We start from the raw sequence: 17,629 nt of genomic DNA, 5'->3' as shown, positions 1-17,629 counted from the left end.
ACGCCGCCGTGCTTTATCTCCGGCAAATCCAGGAGGGCATCGATTTCATCGAGGCCCATCTCGAATCCGATATCCAGCTTTCCGAGGTGGCACGGGCTGCGGGGATGAGCCAGTGGCACTTCCAGCGGATCTTCAAGGCGCTGACCAACGAAACCCTCAAGACCTACATCCGCTCGCGCCGGTTCTCGCGGGCGCTGGAGCAGTTGACCAACACGCGGCTGAGCGTGCTCGATATTGCGCTGGCGTCCGGGTACGAGACGCAGGAGAGTTTCACGCGCGCGTTCCGCGATTGCTTTCGGCTCACGCCGTCGCAGTACCGCAAGATGGGCAACCGCTCGCTGTTCGTGCGCAAGATCCGGTTCGACGAAAGCTACCTCGCGCACATTCACCACAACATTTCCCTGGAACCCGACATCCAGCAGCAGCCCGCCATGCAATTGGTCGGGCTGCCCACCGACTACTACGGCATCGATTCCGAAAAAAACAACCTGGGCCAGAAACTGCCGCCCCTGTGGGCGAAGTTTCTGCCCCGGTTGGGCGAGATTGCGAACACCGTGCCCGGGGTCTGCTATGGCGTCGTGGCCCCGGCGGGGCCGCACACGGAAGAGCTGCGCTACCTGGCGTGCATCGAAGTGAGTGGCCCCGGTGCACTGCCACCGGGCATGGAGGCCATGGAAATCCCCGCATCCACCTATGCATGCTTCACCCACCGGGGTCCTGCCCAGAACGTCGATGCGACGGTGAACTACATCTACTCCAGCTGGCTGCTGTCGGCCAGCCAGTCGCACAGCCTGGGACCGGATCTGGAAATCTACGGCTCGCAATACCACCCGACGTCCGCGGACTCCGTGATGCACTACGCCATCCCCATCACCCAGGCCGGGCGCTGACCCACCCTCTACAATGGCAACCGCGCTCCTTCGGGCGCGCCATCGCTAGGGGTGTCGAGACCGGCCTGCCGGAACCGACTGAGAGAGTCCCTTTGAACCTGATTGAGATCATCCTCGCGCAGGGAAGCACGTCCGCTTTGGCCCAGCCCTGAATGAAATGACTTTGGGGCGCGCTGGCGGGCCGCCCCTGCTCTGTACTGCCACGGAGCCATCCATGTCCTCATCGCCCGCCGCGCCTTCCCACAACGAAGCGCTGGCCCCCGTCTCCCCCGACCGCCGCGTCTTCCAGTGGCATGACCACGCCTCGCTCTGGTTCAGCCTGGGCGTGGGCTTGCTGGTCATGCAGGTGGGTGCGTACCTGATGCCCGCGTTGGGCACCAAAGAAGCCCTCATCGCCATCGTGGCCGGCTCCATCGTGGGCGCGGGCCTGCTGGGCTGGGTGGCCAAGCTGGGCTGCGACAGCGGCCTGGCCAGTGCGGGGCTGATGCACGCCGTGTATGGCCGCACCTTTGCCAGCCTGCCCATCATCCTGAACATCGTGCAGCTGGTGGGCTGGGGCACGTTCGAGCTGGTGGTGATGCGCGATGCCACCGTGGCCATCGGCCAACAATCAGGGGCCATGGCCGGTTCCCACTGGCCGGTGCTGGCGACGCTGCTGTGGGGCGGCGTGGTGATGCTGCTGATCAGCGGCTCCATGGTGCAGCTGGTGCGCAAGGTGATTGCGCGCGTGGCGCTGCCGCTCGTGGTGTTGTCGCTGCTATGGCTGTCGTGGCAGTTTTTGTCGCTGGCGCAGGCCCAGGGGTTTGATGCGCTGTGGAACCGCCAGGGCGCGGGCGGCATGGGAGTGCTCCCTGCGCTGGATCTGGTGATCGCCATGCCCATTTCGTGGCTGCCACTGGTGGCCGACTATGCGCGCCACGGCAAGAACGGCGGCTCCGCGTTGCGTGGCACCTGGCTGGGTTACGCGCTGGCCAACATGTGGTGCTACTCGCTGGGTGTGCTGGTGGCGCTGACCTTGCCCAGCAAGGATCTGGTGCAGGCGCTGCTGCTGGCCCAGGGCGGGCTGATTGCGCTGTCGCTGATCCTGATCGACGAGGTGGACAACGCCTATGGCGACACGTATTCGGGCGCGGTGTCGGCCCACAGCCTGCTGCCGCGCTGGGACGTGCGCAAGTGGGGCCTGGCCATGGCGGCGGTATGCACAGGCCTTGCGCTGGTCTTGCCCATGCACAGCCTGGAGCCGTTTTTGTTGCTGCTCAGCTCGGTGTTTGTGCCGCTGTTTGGCGTGATCCTGGGACGGCTGGCGTTTGGCACCGATGCACCTGCACTGCTGGCAGCGGCGCGCAAGGTGAATGCGGCGCCCGTGGCGATCTGGCTGGTGGGGATTGCCGTCTACCACCTGGCTCCCAAGGTGCTGCCGGGTGCGGGCTCGGCGCTGCCGGCACTGGCGTTCAGCTTTTTGCTGGCCTGGGCCACACGGCCACGGGGCCGTTGAATAGCTATCGAATTGTGAGCTGCTAGCGCTTACCAGATAAGCGCCAGCGGCCAAAAACACTTAAATTTCTACAGCACCAACTGCGCCACAGGCGCATAGCAGTGGTTGAGCGGGCCGTGGCCGCGGCCGGTGGTCACATCAGCCCCTGCGGCGATGGCGCCCAGAATGTAGGCGCGTGCGCGCTCCACCGCCTGCTGCAAGGGCAGGCCCTGCGCCAGGTGGGCCGCAATGGCCGACGACAGGGTGCAGCCGGTGCCGTGCCCGTTGGGCGTGGCAATGCGTGCAGACTCCAGCCGCTGCCGCACACCGCTGCGGGTGGCCAGAACGTCCACCACCCAGTCTCCAGGCAGGTGGCCGCCCTTGAGCAGCGCCGCACGTGCACCCAGAGCGCACAGTGCCTGCGCGGCTTCGTCCAGCGTTTCCACGCCCTTGATGCTGCGCCCCAGCAGCCAGCCGGCCTCGTCCAGGTTGGGGGTGATCACCTCGGCCAGTGGAAACAGCTCCTGCACCAGCACGCTCACGGTTTCTGAAGCGATGAGCCGGTCGCCACTGGTGGCCACCATCACGGGGTCGAGCACCACGTGCGGCAGCTGGTAGGTGCGGATGGCATCGGCCACCACACGCACCACCTCGGGCGAATGCAGCATGCCGATCTTGACCGCATCCACGCCAATGTCCTGCACCACGGCGTCGATCTGGGCCTTGAGCATCTCGGGCGGAATGCCGTGGATGCCCGTCACGCCGCAGGTGTTCTGCGCGGTGATGGCCGTGATGGCCGTCATTCCGTAACAGCCCAGGGCGCTGAAGGTCTTGAGGTCGGCCTGGATGCCCGCCCCGCCGCCGCTGTCAGAACCGGCAATGGAAAGCACGCGCACATAGTGGCGCGCTGCGGAGGTCGGTGGGGTCAATGAAGTCATGGCAAAAATTATGGCCTATGCGTTAGCGCAAAAAGAGCGACCAAGGGTTGTGCTGTAATTGATTTTTTCCGGACGAAACAGGGGTGTCCCTCCGTTCAGAACCTGATCAGGTTCTTCGGTGTGCGACTGAGAAATACCCTGGGGCTCGCACGCAGCGCTGCATGGCACTGCCTGCAACGTGGCCCCGCTACCCGATCCAGGTCATGCTGGCGTGGGGAGTTTCCAAGAGCGGCGCTGCCCCCGTTTTGTCCATGGTTGCCAGCCAACACGGACACACCGACGGACCTATGCCACTTCAACCCTCTTCTTTTGCGATTCTGGGCGCGGGCCTCATGGGCCGCCTGCTTGCGGTGGAGCTGGCCCGCCAGGGTCACCGTGTGGACATCTACGACGCGGGCAGCCCGGCCGCCGAACATTCGGCCGCGACCGTGGCCGCCGCCATGCTGGCGCCGCTGGCCGAATCGGCCATCACCGAGCCCGGCGTGGTACGCATGGGCCACCACGCCCTCACCCGCTGGCCGCAACTGCTGGCGGCGCTGGCCGAGCCCGTGTTCTTCCAGCAGGCCGGCACGCTCATCGTGTGGCACCGGCAGGACGTGGCCGAAGCCCAGCGGCTCACGCGCCAGCTGGAGGCCAACCAGCACCAGGTGCCAGAGCTACCCGCCCTGCAAAAGCTGGACGGTGCCGCGCTGGCCCAGGCGGAACCCACCCTCGCGCAGCGTTTTGCGCAGGGCCTGTACCTGCCCGGCGAAGGCCAGCTCGACAACCGGCAGCTGCTGGCCGCCCTGGTGGTGGAAATGCAGCGGCTGTCGGTGCGCACGCACTGGCACAGCCCCCAGTCGCCCGAAACCTTCACCCCCGGCGCCCCTGGCCAACCCGACTGGGTGCTGGACTGCCGTGGCCTGGGCGCCAAGGGCCAGTGGAGTGCACTGCGCGGCGTGCGCGGCGAGGTGGTTCGCATCCACGCGCCGGATGTCACGCTGCAGCGCCCAACACGGCTGGTGCACCCGCGCTACCCCATCTACATTGCGCCCAAGGAAGACCATCTGTTCGTCATCGGCGCCACCGAAATCGAATCGGACGACCTCTCGCCCGCCAGTGTGCGCTCCACACTGGAGCTGCTCTCCGCCGCCTACGCCGTGCACCCCGGCTTTGCAGAGGGCCGCATCCTGGAATTGGCCACGCAGTGCCGCCCCACGCTGCCCGACAACCTGCCCGCCATCCGCCAGCCGCGCAAGGGCGTGCTGGAAATCAACGGCCTGTACCGCCACGGCTTCATGATCGCGCCCGCGATGCTGGATGTGACGCTGGAAGTGCTGAACGCAGGACAATCGCAGCTTTCGCAACGATTTGACCTCGCGCTGGACCTGGAGCCCACCCCCCTGCCCCCACCCAGCGCGGCCGCCGCTTTCGCATGAACATTTCCATCAACCAGATCCCGCACGAACTGCCCGAGGGCGCCACCGTGGCCGACGCCGTGGCCGCCATCGCGGCCCGCCCGCCTTTTGCCGTGGCCGTTAACACCACCTTTGTGCCCAACACCCGCTACGCCGCGCAGGCCCTGCAGCCCGGCGACCGCGTGGAAATCATCTCGCCCGTCACGGGGGGCTGATCCGCCGCCTGAAACTTGAAGCCAAATTGGCACCTAGCGCCTGATAAATAAGCGCTAGCAGCTATCAAAAGCATAGTAAACACCATGACCACTTCAACGCCCCAAGACCCCCTGGTGCTCTACGGCCAGCAGTTCGCCAGCCGCCTGCTGCTGGGCACCTCGCGCTACCCATCCCCCGCAGTGCTCGAAGCCGCCGTGCTGCGCGCCAAGCCTGCCATGGTCACCGCATCGCTGCGCCGCCAGGGCAGCAACCCGGCCGAAAGCGGCAGCAGCTTCTGGGAGCTGCTGCGCAAGCTCAACGTGCCTGTGCTGCCCAACACGGCAGGCTGCCACAGCGCGCAAGAGGCCATCACCACGGCACAGATGGCGCGCGAGGTGTTCAACACCCCCTGGATCAAACTGGAGCTGATTGGCGACGACTACACCCTGCAGCCCGACACCCTGAACCTGGTGGGCGTGGCCGAACACCTCATCAAGGAAGGCTTTCAGGTGCTGCCCTACTGCACGGAAGACCTGGTGCTGTGCCAGCGCCTCGTGGATGTGGGCTGCCAGGCCGTGATGCCCTGGGCGGCACCCATCGGCACCGGGCGCGGCCCCGTCAACCCCTATGCCTTGCAAACGCTGCGTGAACGGCTGAACGTGCCGATGCTGGTGGATGCCGGGCTGGGCCTGCCATCCCACGCCTGCCAGGTGATGGAATGGGGCTATGACGGCGTGCTGCTCAATACTGCGGTCGCACTGGCGCAAGACCCTGTGGCCATGGCCGGCGCCTTCGCCGACGCAGTGAATGCCGGGCGCGCCGCGCGCCAGGCAGGTGCCATGGCAGCGCAGGATGCGGCCCAGCCCAGTACGCCCGTGCTCGGCACCCCCTTCTGGCACCATGAGCAACATGCGTGACGACACCAGCGCCATGGTGCAGGCCATTCTTGCGCACCACGCCGCCACCTTCACGGGCTTTGGCGCCGAGCCCGCCCCGAAACCCACGCGGCAGGAAGCCGCCTACCTGGCAGCCCTGCAGGCCTGCAGCACGCTGGGCTTTATTGCCCACGACGCGGAGTGCCTGGCCCAGGCCTGGCTGGCACAGAGCCTGCGCACCGGCACCTTCCAGCCTGAGCAATGGCCCGACGCGCCAGAGGATTTTGGCCTGCAACCAGTGCCACGTGCCCAGGCGTTCGCGCCATGCCCTGAGCACCTGGGCCTGTACGCTGTGTTGCCCGACGCCGACTGGGTAGGCCGCATGGCGCGTGCGGGCGTACCCACCGTGCAGCTTCGCTTCAAGTCGGACAACGCTGCCGCCATTGACCGGGAAGTGCACGCCGCCGTACAGGCCGTGCAGGGCACGGGTGCGCTGCTGTTCATCAACGACCATTGGCGCATGGCCATCCAGGCGGGTGCCTATGGCATACACCTGGGCCAGGAAGATCTGGATGCCCTGGCCTCCGACGAACTCCAAGCACTGCGCGCTTCGGGCCTGCGCCTGGGTGTCAGCACCCATGGCTACGCAGAAATGGTGCGTGCAGATGCAGTAGGCCCCAGCTACATCGCAATGGGCGCCGTATTCCCGACCACCCTCAAGAAGATGGCCACGGCCCCGCAGGGTGTGGGCCGGTTGGGTGTGTATGCGCGCCTGCTGCGCCACTACCCCCAGGTGGCCATTGGCGGCATCGGCGCCGAGCAGTTTGCGCCGGTGCAGGCCACAGGCGTGGGGTCGATTGCGGTGGTGCGGGCCCTTGTCAATGCCCCAGACCCTGAAGCCACCGCCACGCACTTGATGCGCCTGATGGAACAAAACAGCCAGCGCGCGAGCCGCTGAAGGGACGATCCATTGGCCTATCGGCCTATCGGCCTATCGGCCTATTTGCGGTCGCCTTTCTTCTGCTCCAGTTCCAGCCGCAGTTCGACCAGGTCGTTGTCCATGCCAAAACCGACGGCCTGACCCGCGGCCGGGGGCGCGGTCACCGGCACGGCCGGCAGATCGCTCAGGGTGAGATGGGGCGGCTCTGACAGATCAAGGTCGAGGTCGAGGTCGAGATCCAGCGGCGTACCGCGCGTGTCGCCATCCAGTGCGGAGGGCGCTGCAACACCCGATGCCTGAGCTGGCCGCCCTGTAGCGGGAGGCATCCCGTCAAAGTCGAACTCCAGGCTGGCCGCGCGCGAGTCCTGCGGTAATGCCGCCGTTGTCGCAGGTACCTTCGGGGCTGGCGCTTGCTGCACCTGGGTTTCGTCCCGAGGTGCGGCGAGCGGTGTGGTGCGCTTGCGGGGCGCAGGCTCCCCTCGGGCACTTGCGGGCGTGGTCTGCGCAATGGAGAGCAACAGCAGCAGGTCGTCGTAAGCCGCAAGGTCAAAGGGCTCGACCGAACCGACACCGTTCTGCCGGAACAGCAGCTTTTCGAGCAGCTGCAGCACGGACGGAGACGTCCATTCAGCCTCGATGTCAGCGAGCGCATCGGTGTAGTGATACAGCATGCGGCCCGTGCGGTGGAAGCTGGCAAATTCCGGCACCTGCGCGTTGAACGATTGCATGAACTGCGTACGCAGTTGCGTGAACTCCTCCACCCGGCTCAGCGTGTGGTACAGCCGCAAAAGCTCCAGATACGCCAGCGGCGAAGTGGCACCGCGCTCAGCGATGTGCGTTTTCAGCACTTCGATGGCCTGCTGGTGTTCCCCCACCGAGATAAAAAACTCGGCCTGTTGCTGGATGTCGAAAAGCTCTTCCGGGCTGACGATGTGCAGCGCGGGTTGCTGCGTGACTACAGCGGCAGGTGCTGGCGGGGGAACGGTCGCCTTCAGGGGGACCGGGGCACTGGGCAAAGGGGCCGTGGCCACAAAAGGAGGTACCAGCGGGGCTGCAGCTGAGCCCGGGGAAGGTTCCCTGGCTTCGGCGGACTCGTCGGACGGCAGCCAGTGATCGCTGGGGTCGGGGGGCAGGCCCAGCGCAGCCCCATGCTCGACCACGGCATCTCGGCCACCCAGCGCAGCCACCGAATCGCGCCATGCGCGCACCGCCTTTTCGGAGGCGCTGCGCATCCGCCCCCAGGCCCACACAGCGAGCAACAGTGCTAGCAGCAGCAACCCGCCCAGCGCGTAGACCACCGTGGCAGGAAATCTCTCGCTCTCTGCCTGCTCCAGCTGTTGCTGCAATTGCGCTGCGCTGGCCCGGTCGCGGGCGGCCTGCGCCCGCAGGGCAGCAACGTCGGATTCCAGGGCCTTGAGCCGGTCAGCCTCCTGGTTGACATCCTCGGGCTGGGCATTCATCGCTTTCCAGAGCGCTGCCGCCTGGGCACGCTGGGCCGAGGGCTGGTCTGATGGCATGACCAGCAGTTCAGGCGAGGTGCGCAGTGCCAGCGGACGGTCTACCCAGAGGTCGAGTGGCTCGACGACCAAGCGAGCCCGGTCAGCAGGCTTGGGGGCTGTAGGCAGCTTGTTTTTTTCAGCGCTGGCCTGGGGGCGCGCCACCGGACGCTCTGGGGGCCGTACCGGTGCCGTCCGCGCAGCAGGCTTGGCCACCGACGGGGTGCTGGGTACGGGCTCGGGCCGATTTTCGGAAGACAAGGGCACGGATGCCAACGGAGAAGGCGCCACAGGCGCAGTGGCAGCCCCTGCAGCGCGCTGCCCTGCTGCACCCTGGGCCGGACGGGGTGCTTCGACCCCACCGGCCGCAAGGGAAGGTAGCCGCGAGACGTCGACCGGCGATGCGGACCGTGCCACCGTGGATGGAAGCTCGGCAAAAAATGTGTAGGTGCGCGTGACCTTGCCTGTGCACCCTGCCGACAAGGTGACCATCAATACCGGTTCGTCCACCGCGATGGCGGCCTGCACCCGCACCGCCGGAGACCGCCCCCGCATGTCGGGCAAAGGCACTACCCGCACCTTGGCATCGCCAATCACCGTATCGCCGGCCACCAGCTTGGCCGTCACGCAGGAAGAGGCCAGATCGGTGCCTGGGTCGGGCTGGATATCGAAGGAAAGATCTACCGGGGCACCCAACACCACCACGCCCCTGCTGCCGCCCAAGGACAGTGCCGAGGCGCCTGCAGCGACCGCCCACAGACTGGTCCCCAAAATGGCGTTACGGATTTTCACAATATGTTCTGTTTTTGGTGCAACCCATTCTTGCACATAAGTCCCGCGCAACGCCAGAGCCATAATGGCGCTATGAAAATTCAGTTTCCCAACATCGCTATCGTGGGCACCGGCGCCATGGGTCGGGGCATTGCACAAATCGCCGCACAGGCTGGCAGCCAGGTTTTTCTGCTTGATGCCAACCCCGGCGCCGCCGATGCGGCCAAGGCGGCGCTCCAGGAGCAATGGAACAAACTGGTGGCCAAGGGCCGCGTCGATGCCGCGCAGGCCGGTGACCTGACCGCGCGGCTGCACCCCGTCAAGGTCGTGGCCGACCTGGCAGGCTGCGACCTGGTGGTAGAAGCCATCGTGGAGCGGCTGGATGTGAAAAAGACGCTGTTCGCCGAACTGGAAGCTGTGGTGCGCCCGGATGCGGTGCTGGCCACCAATACCTCATCCCTCTCGGTCACCGCCATCGGCGCGGGCCTGCAGCGGCCCGAGCGCCTGGCAGGTTTCCACTTCTTCAACCCCGTGCCGCTCATGAAGGTGGTGGAAGTGATTGCCGGGCTCAAGACGGATGCAGCCGTGTGCACCGCCCTGGCCACGTATGCGAGGGAAATGGGACACACCCCCGTTCAGGCACAAGACACCCCCGGCTTCATCGTGAACCACGCCGGGCGCGGCTTTGGCACAGAGGCCCTGCGCATCGTGGGCGAAGGCGTGGCCGACTTCGCCACCATCGACCGCATCCTGCGCGACCAGGTCGGCTTCAAGCTCGGCCCCTTTGAATTGATGGACCTGACGGCGCTGGACGTCTCCCACCCGGTGATGGAATCCATCTACCGCCAGTACTACGACGAGCCGCGCTTTCGCCCCAGTGTGATCACCGCGCAGCGCCTGGCAGGCGGCGTGGTGGGCAAGAAGGTGGGCGAAGGCTTTTACCGCTACGTGGACGGCGTGGCGCAGATACCGGCAGAGGCGCCGCCGCCCGTGGTGGCAGAGATTCCCCCCGTGTGGGTCTCGCCCCGTGCCGCGCGCCGCGCGCCGCTGTACCAGCTGCTCAAGGACCTGGGCGCCACCATCGAAACCGGCCAGTCGCCCTCGCCCCAGGCCATCACGCTGGTCGCGCCGCTGGGGTTTGACATCACCACCGTGGCGGTCGTGGAGCGCCTGGACCCGGCGCGCACCATCGGCATCGACATGCTGATCGACGACGCCGCTACCAAGCGCCGCGTGTTGGCCACCAACCCCGCCACCCGCGTGGACATCCGCAACGCAGCGCATGCGCTGTTTGCCCGCGACGGCAAGGCCGTGAGCGTGATCCGCGACAGCGGCGGCTTTGTCACGCAGCGTGTGGTGGCCACCATCGTCAACATCGCCAGCGACATCTGCCAGCAAGGCATCTGCTCCCCCAAGGATCTGGAAACCGCTGTGACACTGGGCCTGGGTTACCCCCTGGGGCCCCTGGCCATGGGCGACCGCTGGGGGCCGACCAACATCCTCGAAGTGTTGTTCAACATGCAGACCGTGTACGGCGACACACGCTACCGCCCGAGCCCCTGGCTGCGCAGGCGCGGCGCCATCGGCCTGAGCCTGACCCACGTCGAAGAAGCCTGATCGCGCGAACAGAGCAAGAGCCGCTCCCCAACCAAGGCCACCATGCCCGCAGAACTCCAGAGCACCAGCCAGGGCCAGACCCTGGTCCTGACCCTTCGCAACCCTGAGCGGCGCAACGCCATCGACCCGGTGATGTACGCAGCGGGCGTGGAGGCGCTGGGTGTGGCCGAAAGCAGCCCTGACATTCGCAGCGTGGTCATCACGGGGGCCGATGGCATGTTCTGCTCGGGCGGCAACCTGCAGCGCCTGCTGGCCAACCGCCAGGAAGCCCCCGAGGTACAGGCACAGAGCATTGAAGGCCTGCACAACTGGATCGAGACCATCCGCACCTACCCCAAGCCTGTGATTGCAGCCGTGGAAGGCGCGGCGGCCGGTGCGGGCTTTTCATTGGCATTGGCCTGCGACTTCATCGTGGCGGCCCGCAACGCGGTGTTTGTGATGGCCTACAGCAATGTGGCCCTGTCGCCCGATGGCGGCGCCAGCTGGAGCCTGTCGCACGCCCTGCCCCGCCAGGTGGCAACCGAGATCCTCATGTGTGGTGACCGCATCAGCGCAGAACGCCTGCACGCTCTCGGGGTGGTCAACCGCATTGCAGAAACCGGCAGCGCGCTGGAGACCGCCCTGGCACTGGCCGAGCAGCTCAACGCGCGTGCACCCAATGCCCTCGCGAGCATCAAGGAGCTGCTCAACGAAGCGCCCCATGCCCAGCTCACACACCACCTCGCCCATGAGCGCGACCATTTCGTGAAGAACCTGCACCATGCGAACGGCGGGGCCGGTATTTCTGCCTTCCTAGAGAAACGCGTGCCCCGCTACGAATAGCACCTGCACACACCCACCCGACCGCCCCCGGCCCGCTGCACTCCAGCGCCCGGGGGTTTTCTTTTTTGGTGGCCACCGTGCAGACACGCAGGTGACAACCCTGACGCAGCACGAAGGTCCCTGACGCGACAATGGGTCTGTTTCTAGTCACCCAAAAGACAGGCCATGGACGACCCGATTCTTACTATCGAAGAACGTGAAGCGATCAACTCAGGTCGCTGGTTTTCATCTCTCTCACCTTCTCTACGCCACGACATCCTCCGATGTGCATACGTCAAACGCTTCAAGGACGGCGGCCTCATTGCCGCACGCGGAGATCCGCCCGAGGAGTGGATTGCCTGCGCGCGCGGTGCGGTGCGGGTGAGCTCGACCTCCATCTCGGGCAAGCAGATCACGCTGACCTATGTGGAGCCGGGCATCTGGTTCGGCGACGTGGCGATCTTCGACGGGGACCGGCGCACACACGACGCCTACGCGCATGGCGACACCACGATCCTGTGTGTGGCCAAGGCCGATTTCCGCAAGATTCTGGCGGTGCACACCGAGCTGTACGAAGCCATGCTGCGACTGCATGCGCGGCGCATTCGCCAGCTGTTCGGGCTGGTGGAAGACCTCAACACCCTGCCCTTGCGCTCGCGCCTGGCCAAGCAGCTTGTGCACCTGGTGCGCAGCTACGGCGTGCCCAGCCTGTCGGACGGCAGCGAGATGCGCATCAGCCTGCAACTGGCGCAGGAAGAACTGGCGCAGCTCTTGGGCGCATCGCGCCAACGCGTGAACCAGGAACTCAAGGCCATGGAGCGCGAGGACGCCATTCGCATCGAGCCGGGCGGCCTGGTGGTGCGTGACCGCGAAGCCCTGATGCGCATTGCCGAAACCGACAACTAACTCATTGACTGACCGAACCTCTCCCCCATTCCTCCATGAGCAACTTTGACCATTTCGTCGGCACCCGTCCTGTTTCCGATCAGCACGCCTTTGATACCGAAGCGCTGACCGCGTGGCTTGCACGGAACATGGAAGGCTTCGTGGGCCCCCTGACCGTGGAAATGTTCAAAGGGGGGCAGTCCAACCCCACCTACAAGCTCATCACGCCCGGTGCCAGCTACGTGATGCGGGCCAAGCCTGGCCCCGTGGCCAAACTGCTGCCTTCGGCCCACGCCATCGAGCGAGAGTTTGCGGTGATGAGCGGCCTGTATGGCACCGACGTTCCCGTTCCCCGCATGTTTGTCCTGTGCGAGGACGAATCCGTCATCGGCCGCGCCTTCTACGTGATGGAGTGCATGCAGGGCCGCGTGCTGTGGGATCAATCTCTGCCCGGCATGACGCCAGCCGAGCGCGGCGACATCTACAACGAGATGAACCGGGTGATCGCAGCGCTGCACACGGTGAAATTTGCAGATAGAGGCCTGGCCAGCTATGGCAAGCCCGGCAACTACTTTGACCGCCAGATCGGCCGTTGGAGCAAGCAATACGTGGCGTCCATCACGCAGCCCATTGAAGAGATGGACCGCCTCATGGAGTGGTTGCCCGCCAACATGCCCGCCAGCGCGCGGGACGAGGGCCATGTGTCCATCGTGCACGGCGACTACCGCCTGGACAACCTGATGTTCCATCCCACAGAGCCGCGCGTGATTGCCGTGCTCGACTGGGAGTTGTCCACGCTGGGCCATCCGCTGGCGGACTTCAGCTACCACTGCATGAGCTGGCACATCCCCGCCTCGCTCGGGCGCGGCATCGCAGGGCTGGACCTGGCCGCGCTGGGCATCCCCGACGAAGACACCTACATCCGCCTGTACTGCGAGCGCACCGGCATCACAACGCCCGAGGCACTGCGTGCCGACTGGAACTTCTACCTCGCCTACAACATGTTCCGCATCGCGGCCATCCTGCAAGGCATTGCCAAGCGGGTGGAGGCTGGCACGGCCTCCAGCGCGCAGGCCAAGGCATCGGGCGACACCGCGCGGCCCATGGCCCAACTGGCCTGGTCGTTTGCCCAGCGCGGCTAAACACACGACGCAAGTACAAGCGCCGCCCCTCGATTACCAACGGAGAAGAAACCCATGGACTTTGACTACTCGCCCAAAACCAAGGAACTGCAGGCCAAGCTGCTCCAGTTCATGGATGACCACATCTATCCGAACGAGTCTGCCTACAAAGACGAACTGGCCGCCAACACAGCCGCAGGCAAGCGCTGGAGCGCGCTGAACACCATCGAGAACCTCAAGCCCAAGGCGCAGGCTGCCGGGTTGTGGAACCTGTTTCTGCCGGTCGATAGCGCCGCCGCCTCGGGCTACGAAGGCGCGGGCCTGACCAACCAGGAATACGCGCCGCTGGCCGAAATCATGGGCCGCGTGCCATGGGCCAGCGAGGTGTTCAACTGCTCGGCACCCGACACCGGCAACATGGAAACCATTGCCCGCTACGGCGACGATGCCAACAAGGCCCGCTGGCTCAAGCCGCTGCTCGACGGCAAGATCCGCTCGGCCTTTGCGATGACCGAGCCCGACGTGGCATCGAGCGACGCCACCAACATCGAGACGCGCATCGAGCGCCAGGGCGACGAGTACGTGATCAACGGCCGCAAATGGTGGATCTCCGGCGCGGCCGACCCGCGCTGTGCAGTGTTCATCACCATGGGCAAGACAGACCCCGACGCACCCCGCCATTCGCAGCAGAGCATGGTGCTGGTACCCGCCGATGCCAAGGGCATCACCATCGTCCGCCCGCTGAACGTGCTGGGCTATGACGATGCGCCCCACGGCCACGTCGAGATGACGTTCGAGAACGTGCGCGTGCCCGTCTCCAACATCCTGCTGGGGGAAGGCCGTGGCTTCGAGATCGCTCAAGGCCGCCTCGGCCCCGGGCGCATCCACCACTGCATGCGCCTGATCGGCCTGGCCGAGCGCGCGCTGGAGCTGATGTGCAAGCGTGCTTCGTCGCGCGTGGCGTTTGGCAAAACCGTGGCCCAGCAGACCGTGACACAAGAGCGCATTGCCGAAGCCCGCTGCAAGATCGACATGGCGCGCCTGCTCACGCTCAAGGCCGCCTGGCTGATGGATGTGGCTGGCAACAAGGTCGCCAAGACCGAGATCGCCATGATCAAGGTCGTGGCACCCAGCATGGCCTGCCAGGTGATTGACTGGGCCATGCAGGTGCACGGCGGCGGCGGCATGAGCGATGACTTCCCGCTGGCCTATGCCTACGCCGGTGCACGCACGCTGCGCTTTGCAGACGGCCCGGACGAGGTGCACCGCAACGCCATTGCCAAGTGGGAGCTGGGCAAGTACGGCACCTACGGCCGTGATGCGGCCGTGCCCGTCACCCGTGGAAGCTGACTGGAAATCCCCCCAGAGGCCCCTTGGGCCTTTCCCCCTCCTCTCTCGCACTACGCGCGGGAGGGAACCGCACCCAACGCGGCTGGGCGACCCTTGCGCAGGGCATTGGCTTGCAGCGTGCCAGCGTCATAACCTGCGGGAACATATTGCAGAACACACAACGGGGCCACAGGCTCCGTTGTGCGTTTTCTTTGGCGCAGGCGCTGGCTGGAACGCTACCGGGTGATGTTGGGCACGTCGTCCGGCCCCGCCACCGACATGGGCGGCAGGTTCTGCAGGGCCGCCTGCCCGGCCACCAGCAGCAGTTGCTTGGCATGCGCGATCTCGGCCAGGCTGCGCTGCGTGTGTTCCATGCGCAGGTAGACCTTGCCACGCGCCAGCATCAGCACCATGGGCGATTTCGCCCGTTCGGAGCCCCCTTCCCCCTCCACGGCATTGAGCAGCTGCGAGACCACGGGCGCATGGATCCAGCGCTGGGCCAGCTCAATGCGCTCTGCCACCACCGCGAAGTGCTCGCGGAATGACACGGGCAGGCCGGGCCAGGCCATTTCCTCGTACATGGACAACCAGCGCATTTCTTCGGGCAGGCTGCTGCTCACCGCGGTCTGCAGCGTATCGGTGATGGCGGTGTAGGCCGTGCCTTCCAGAATTTCCTGCAAGGGACGGTTGATCACCATCACGGCGGCATCGGGGTCGGCGCCCACGTCGGCGCGCCCGCGCAGCTCCAGGCCCGACACGTAGTCGCGTGTGGGTGTACCGCATTCCAGCCGCCACGGGTGGCCGTGGATGTCACCGCCCAGATCGAAATGCCCCTCGGTGGAATGTGCAACGATGGCCAGCTGCTGTTTCGCAGCCCAGCGGGCCACGTCCCGGTTGGTGGCAGGCCGGCCCAGGTCCGAACCCGGGGAGCCGGAAGTACCGAATGCTTTGCGGAGGCGGTCAAACATGAGAGGCCGAAGCGCAAGGCTTCGCAAGAGTCGCGGGTACAGGCATTATTGGGCGAAAATTGAAATTCCCCCTGAGTCGCCTGCGGCGCCTTCCCCCTGAGGGGGACGCACCCGGTGGACTGGCAAAGCCAGATCCACGGGTGCACTGGCCTGGGGCGCGCCAGTTTCGGCAGGTGGGGGCCTGGTACGGCGCTTGGATGAACGACATGCCACTTTTGACTATGAACCGCCGTTTTGCCCTGACCGCCATGGCTGCTGCGGGTGTACTGGGGACCTTGCCTGCGGCCGCAGCGGAATTGCCCAGGGACACCTCGGCCACGGCCCGCCAGCTGGTGCGCTGGGCCACCGAAACCGGCGACCACCAGGGTCTGCCTTTTGCCGTGATCGACAAGCCCACCGCCCGCATCCATGTGTTCTCGGCCCAGGGGCAGTGGCTGAGCAGTGCTCCGGTGCTGCTGGGCGCGGCGCTGGGCGACCGGTCTGCGCCGGACATTGGGCAGCGGCCACTGTCACAGATCCGCACGGAGGAGCGCACCACGCCCGCTGGCCGGTTCGTGACAGAACCCGGGCGAAACCTGCGCGGCGACGACATTGTGTGGATCGACTATGAATCCGCCGTCTCGCTGCACCGCGTGCGCAGCGTTCATGCCGCTGAGCGCCGCCAGCAACGCCTGGCAAGCCGGGGCGTGAGCGACAAGCGCATCAGCTACGGCTGCGTGAACGCACCCGAGGCGTTCTACAACCAGTTCATCGCGCCTGTGTTCGGCCAGGCACGCGGCGTGGTGTATGTGCTGCCGGACACAGAGCCATTTGCTACTTTTTTTATAGCTGCTAGCGCTTACCCATAAAGCGCTAGGGCCATTTTTTAATTGATTTTTCGAATCCGGCCTGCCGCCGCGCGGCGTCAGGCTTCCCGGTTCAGACAGGCCGCAGCTGGAACACGGCCCTGCGCCCGCCGACCTCCAGGCCCCGGGCATTGAGGATACGGCCCGACCGGCGCGGCGCCAGTGCCTCGCGCTGCCGGGCGTCGAGCCAGCCGAGCTGGTCCATGACCTCCACTGCGGCGGCCACCTGCGCCACCATGTTGCCGTCCATGACCTTGAGCGCGAAGGCCTCGCCCCGGCTACGGCTGCCCACCACCTGCACGCCGTCGGCGCCGGTCTTGGATACCCAGTCGCCCTGCCCGGCCCGTATAAAGTCCAGGTCGTGCCGGCCGGTGCCCGAGCCCAGCTCGGGCCGGGCGACCATGGCATCGGCCAGTTCGGCAAGGCTCTGGTCCAGGTCCGTGTCCGGTGCACCACCGGCCAGGCGAGCGTAGCCCCGGGCCAGGCTGGCCAGCGGCATGGCGTAGTTGGGCGCCGAGCAGCCGTCAATGCCCATGGCCAGCTGTTCTGGTGCCAGCCCCACCGCTTGCGCAACGTGGTCGCGAATGGCCACCTGCAGCGGATGCGCTGGGTCGAGGTGATCGTCCAGCGGCAAGCCTTGTTGCACGCAGTGCGCGACAAAGCCCGCGTGTTTGCCGCTGCAGTTGTTGTGGCGTTCGTCTGGCACAAAACCTTGTGGCAGCGAGGCGAGCCCCAGCTCGGCAAACAGCGGCCGGTGGCACCCGCAGCGCAGCGCGTGGTAGTCCTTGCCCACGCTGGCCAGCATGCGCTCGGCCTGCGCCACATGCATGGGCTCGCCGTTGTGGCTGGCGCACAGCAGCGCCAGCTCGCCCTGCCCCCAGCCCAGCGCGCGGGCTCCGCCCGACTGCATGAAAGGCAGCGCCTGGAACGCCTTGATGGTGGAGCGGGTGAAAGTGACGGTGTACGGGTCACCCACCTGGGCCGATACCCTGCCGTCGCGGTCGGCCACGGCCACTGCGCCCCAGTGCTGGCACTCGACCAGTCCGCCGCGGTTGACTTCGATCAACGGTACAAAACCCATGGTGTG

The 17,629-nt window shown here is 66.1% G+C and carries 16 protein-coding genes and 1 riboswitch; of the genes, 12 read left to right on the top strand and 4 right to left on the bottom strand.

Annotated elements, in window-relative coordinates; translation table 11 throughout:
* Positions 1 to 8 precede the first annotated feature (8 nt).
* Together AC2YJX_RS19985 and AC2YJX_RS19980 are read left to right on the top strand one after the other, a co-directional pair.
* Positions 9 to 890: a GyrI-like domain-containing protein gene (locus AC2YJX_RS19985; protein ID WP_487257066.1), complete on the top strand. Its 882-nt coding sequence runs from the start codon at positions 9 to 11 to the stop codon at positions 888 to 890.
* Between the two features lie 37 nt (positions 891 to 927).
* Positions 928 to 1,032: riboswitch (TPP riboswitch) on the top strand.
* A 72-nt stretch (positions 1,033 to 1,104) separates the two neighbouring features.
* Entirely contained in the window at positions 1,105 to 2,385 is a 1,281-nt protein-coding gene (locus AC2YJX_RS19980) for a purine-cytosine permease family protein (protein WP_487257065.1), read from the top strand.
* Between the two features lie 68 nt (positions 2,386 to 2,453).
* On the opposite strand, the gene thiD is transcribed toward AC2YJX_RS19980, so the two are convergent.
* On the bottom strand, positions 2,454 to 3,302 hold the full coding sequence (gene thiD, locus AC2YJX_RS19975; RefSeq protein ID WP_487257064.1) for a bifunctional hydroxymethylpyrimidine kinase/phosphomethylpyrimidine kinase: 849 nt from the start codon (positions 3,300 to 3,302) through the stop codon (positions 2,454 to 2,456).
* Positions 3,303 to 3,589: 287 nt separating this feature from the next.
* Between thiD and thiO the strand changes: the two genes are divergently transcribed.
* The 4 genes from thiO to AC2YJX_RS19955 all read left to right on the top strand — a co-directional run bounded on the left by thiO (position 3,590) and on the right by AC2YJX_RS19955 (position 6,727).
* Entirely contained in the window at positions 3,590 to 4,720 is a 1,131-nt protein-coding gene (gene thiO, locus AC2YJX_RS19970; RefSeq protein ID WP_487257063.1) for a glycine oxidase ThiO, read from the top strand.
* On the top strand, positions 4,717 to 4,914 hold the full coding sequence (gene thiS, locus AC2YJX_RS19965; protein ID WP_055393858.1) for a sulfur carrier protein ThiS: 198 nt from the start codon (positions 4,717 to 4,719) through the stop codon (positions 4,912 to 4,914). Before thiO ends, thiS begins: the two co-directional genes overlap by 4 nt.
* An 84-nt stretch (positions 4,915 to 4,998) precedes the next feature.
* Positions 4,999 to 5,811, top strand: a complete 813-nt coding sequence (locus AC2YJX_RS19960) for a thiazole synthase (RefSeq protein ID WP_431152755.1) — start codon at positions 4,999 to 5,001, stop codon at positions 5,809 to 5,811.
* A complete protein-coding gene (locus tag AC2YJX_RS19955; protein WP_487257171.1) occupies positions 5,804 to 6,727 on the top strand; it encodes a thiamine phosphate synthase in 924 nt (307 codons plus the stop codon). The genes AC2YJX_RS19960 and AC2YJX_RS19955 overlap by 8 nt, the downstream gene beginning before the upstream one ends.
* Positions 6,728 to 6,768: 41 nt before the next feature.
* Here the strand turns inward: AC2YJX_RS19955 and AC2YJX_RS19950 are convergent, their stop codons facing one another.
* The gene (locus tag AC2YJX_RS19950) at positions 6,769 to 8,997 is read right to left on the bottom strand and encodes a hypothetical protein (RefSeq protein ID WP_228894886.1); all 2,229 of its coding nucleotides are present in this window, start codon (positions 8,995 to 8,997) and stop codon (positions 6,769 to 6,771) included.
* A gap of 72 nt (positions 8,998 to 9,069) precedes the next feature.
* Between AC2YJX_RS19950 and AC2YJX_RS19945 the strand changes: the two genes are divergently transcribed.
* From AC2YJX_RS19945 to AC2YJX_RS19925, 5 genes are all read left to right on the top strand, one after another.
* Positions 9,070 to 10,593, top strand: a complete 1,524-nt coding sequence (locus AC2YJX_RS19945) for a 3-hydroxyacyl-CoA dehydrogenase (protein ID WP_487257062.1) — start codon at positions 9,070 to 9,072, stop codon at positions 10,591 to 10,593.
* Positions 10,594 to 10,635: 42 nt separating this feature from the next.
* Complete coding sequence (locus AC2YJX_RS19940; protein ID WP_487257061.1) at positions 10,636 to 11,415, top strand: oxepin-CoA hydrolase, alternative type; 780 nt, start codon at positions 10,636 to 10,638, stop codon at positions 11,413 to 11,415.
* 165 nt (positions 11,416 to 11,580) lie between these two features.
* The gene (locus AC2YJX_RS19935) at positions 11,581 to 12,300 is read left to right on the top strand and encodes a Crp/Fnr family transcriptional regulator (protein ID WP_055393849.1); all 720 of its coding nucleotides are present in this window, start codon (positions 11,581 to 11,583) and stop codon (positions 12,298 to 12,300) included.
* Between the two features lie 35 nt (positions 12,301 to 12,335).
* Entirely contained in the window at positions 12,336 to 13,421 is a 1,086-nt protein-coding gene (locus AC2YJX_RS19930) for a phosphotransferase (protein WP_121419831.1), read from the top strand.
* Positions 13,422 to 13,475: 54 nt separating this feature from the next.
* Positions 13,476 to 14,750 carry an acyl-CoA dehydrogenase family protein gene (locus AC2YJX_RS19925; RefSeq protein ID WP_055393845.1) on the top strand — a complete coding sequence of 425 codons (1,275 nt, stop codon included), beginning with the start codon at positions 13,476 to 13,478 and terminating at the stop codon, positions 14,748 to 14,750.
* A 215-nt stretch (positions 14,751 to 14,965) separates the two neighbouring features.
* Here the strand turns inward: AC2YJX_RS19925 and AC2YJX_RS19920 are convergent, their stop codons facing one another.
* Complete coding sequence (locus AC2YJX_RS19920) at positions 14,966 to 15,697, bottom strand: hypothetical protein (RefSeq protein WP_487257060.1); 732 nt, start codon at positions 15,695 to 15,697, stop codon at positions 14,966 to 14,968.
* Between the two features lie 221 nt (positions 15,698 to 15,918).
* Between AC2YJX_RS19920 and AC2YJX_RS19915 the strand changes: the two genes are divergently transcribed.
* Positions 15,919 to 16,545 carry a hypothetical protein gene (locus tag AC2YJX_RS19915; RefSeq protein WP_487257170.1) on the top strand — a complete coding sequence of 209 codons (627 nt, stop codon included), beginning with the start codon at positions 15,919 to 15,921 and terminating at the stop codon, positions 16,543 to 16,545.
* 70 nt (positions 16,546 to 16,615) lie between these two features.
* Here the strand turns inward: AC2YJX_RS19915 and AC2YJX_RS19910 are convergent, their stop codons facing one another.
* Positions 16,616 to 17,623 carry an asparaginase gene (locus tag AC2YJX_RS19910; RefSeq protein ID WP_487257059.1) on the bottom strand — a complete coding sequence of 336 codons (1,008 nt, stop codon included), beginning with the start codon at positions 17,621 to 17,623 and terminating at the stop codon, positions 16,616 to 16,618.
* Between the last annotated feature and the right edge of the window lie 6 nt (positions 17,624 to 17,629).

This window comes from Acidovorax sp. SRI_002 (genome assembly GCF_057586455.1).
This window is presented reverse-complemented; position numbering and strand designations above follow the sequence as displayed.

Coding starts and splice junctions, on each gene's coding strand:
- AC2YJX_RS19980 (WP_487257065.1), top strand. CDS start 1,105: ATGTCCTCATCGCCCGCCGCGCCTTCCCACAACGAAGCGCTGGCCCCC.
- thiD (WP_487257064.1), bottom strand. CDS start 3,302: ATGACTTCATTGACCCCACCGACCTCCGCAGCGCGCCACTATGTGCGC.
- thiO (WP_487257063.1), top strand. CDS start 3,590: ATGCCACTTCAACCCTCTTCTTTTGCGATTCTGGGCGCGGGCCTCATG.
- thiS (WP_055393858.1), top strand. CDS start 4,717: ATGAACATTTCCATCAACCAGATCCCGCACGAACTGCCCGAGGGCGCC.
- AC2YJX_RS19960 (WP_431152755.1), top strand. CDS start 4,999: ATGACCACTTCAACGCCCCAAGACCCCCTGGTGCTCTACGGCCAGCAG.
- AC2YJX_RS19955 (WP_487257171.1), top strand. CDS start 5,804: ATGCGTGACGACACCAGCGCCATGGTGCAGGCCATTCTTGCGCACCAC.
- AC2YJX_RS19945 (WP_487257062.1), top strand. CDS start 9,070: ATGAAAATTCAGTTTCCCAACATCGCTATCGTGGGCACCGGCGCCATG.
- AC2YJX_RS19940 (WP_487257061.1), top strand. CDS start 10,636: ATGCCCGCAGAACTCCAGAGCACCAGCCAGGGCCAGACCCTGGTCCTG.
- AC2YJX_RS19935 (WP_055393849.1), top strand. CDS start 11,581: ATGGACGACCCGATTCTTACTATCGAAGAACGTGAAGCGATCAACTCA.
- AC2YJX_RS19930 (WP_121419831.1), top strand. CDS start 12,336: ATGAGCAACTTTGACCATTTCGTCGGCACCCGTCCTGTTTCCGATCAG.
- AC2YJX_RS19925 (WP_055393845.1), top strand. CDS start 13,476: ATGGACTTTGACTACTCGCCCAAAACCAAGGAACTGCAGGCCAAGCTG.
- AC2YJX_RS19920 (WP_487257060.1), bottom strand. CDS start 15,697: ATGTTTGACCGCCTCCGCAAAGCATTCGGTACTTCCGGCTCCCCGGGT.
- AC2YJX_RS19915 (WP_487257170.1), top strand. CDS start 15,919: ATGAACCGCCGTTTTGCCCTGACCGCCATGGCTGCTGCGGGTGTACTG.
- AC2YJX_RS19910 (WP_487257059.1), bottom strand. CDS start 17,623: ATGGGTTTTGTACCGTTGATCGAAGTCAACCGCGGCGGACTGGTCGAG.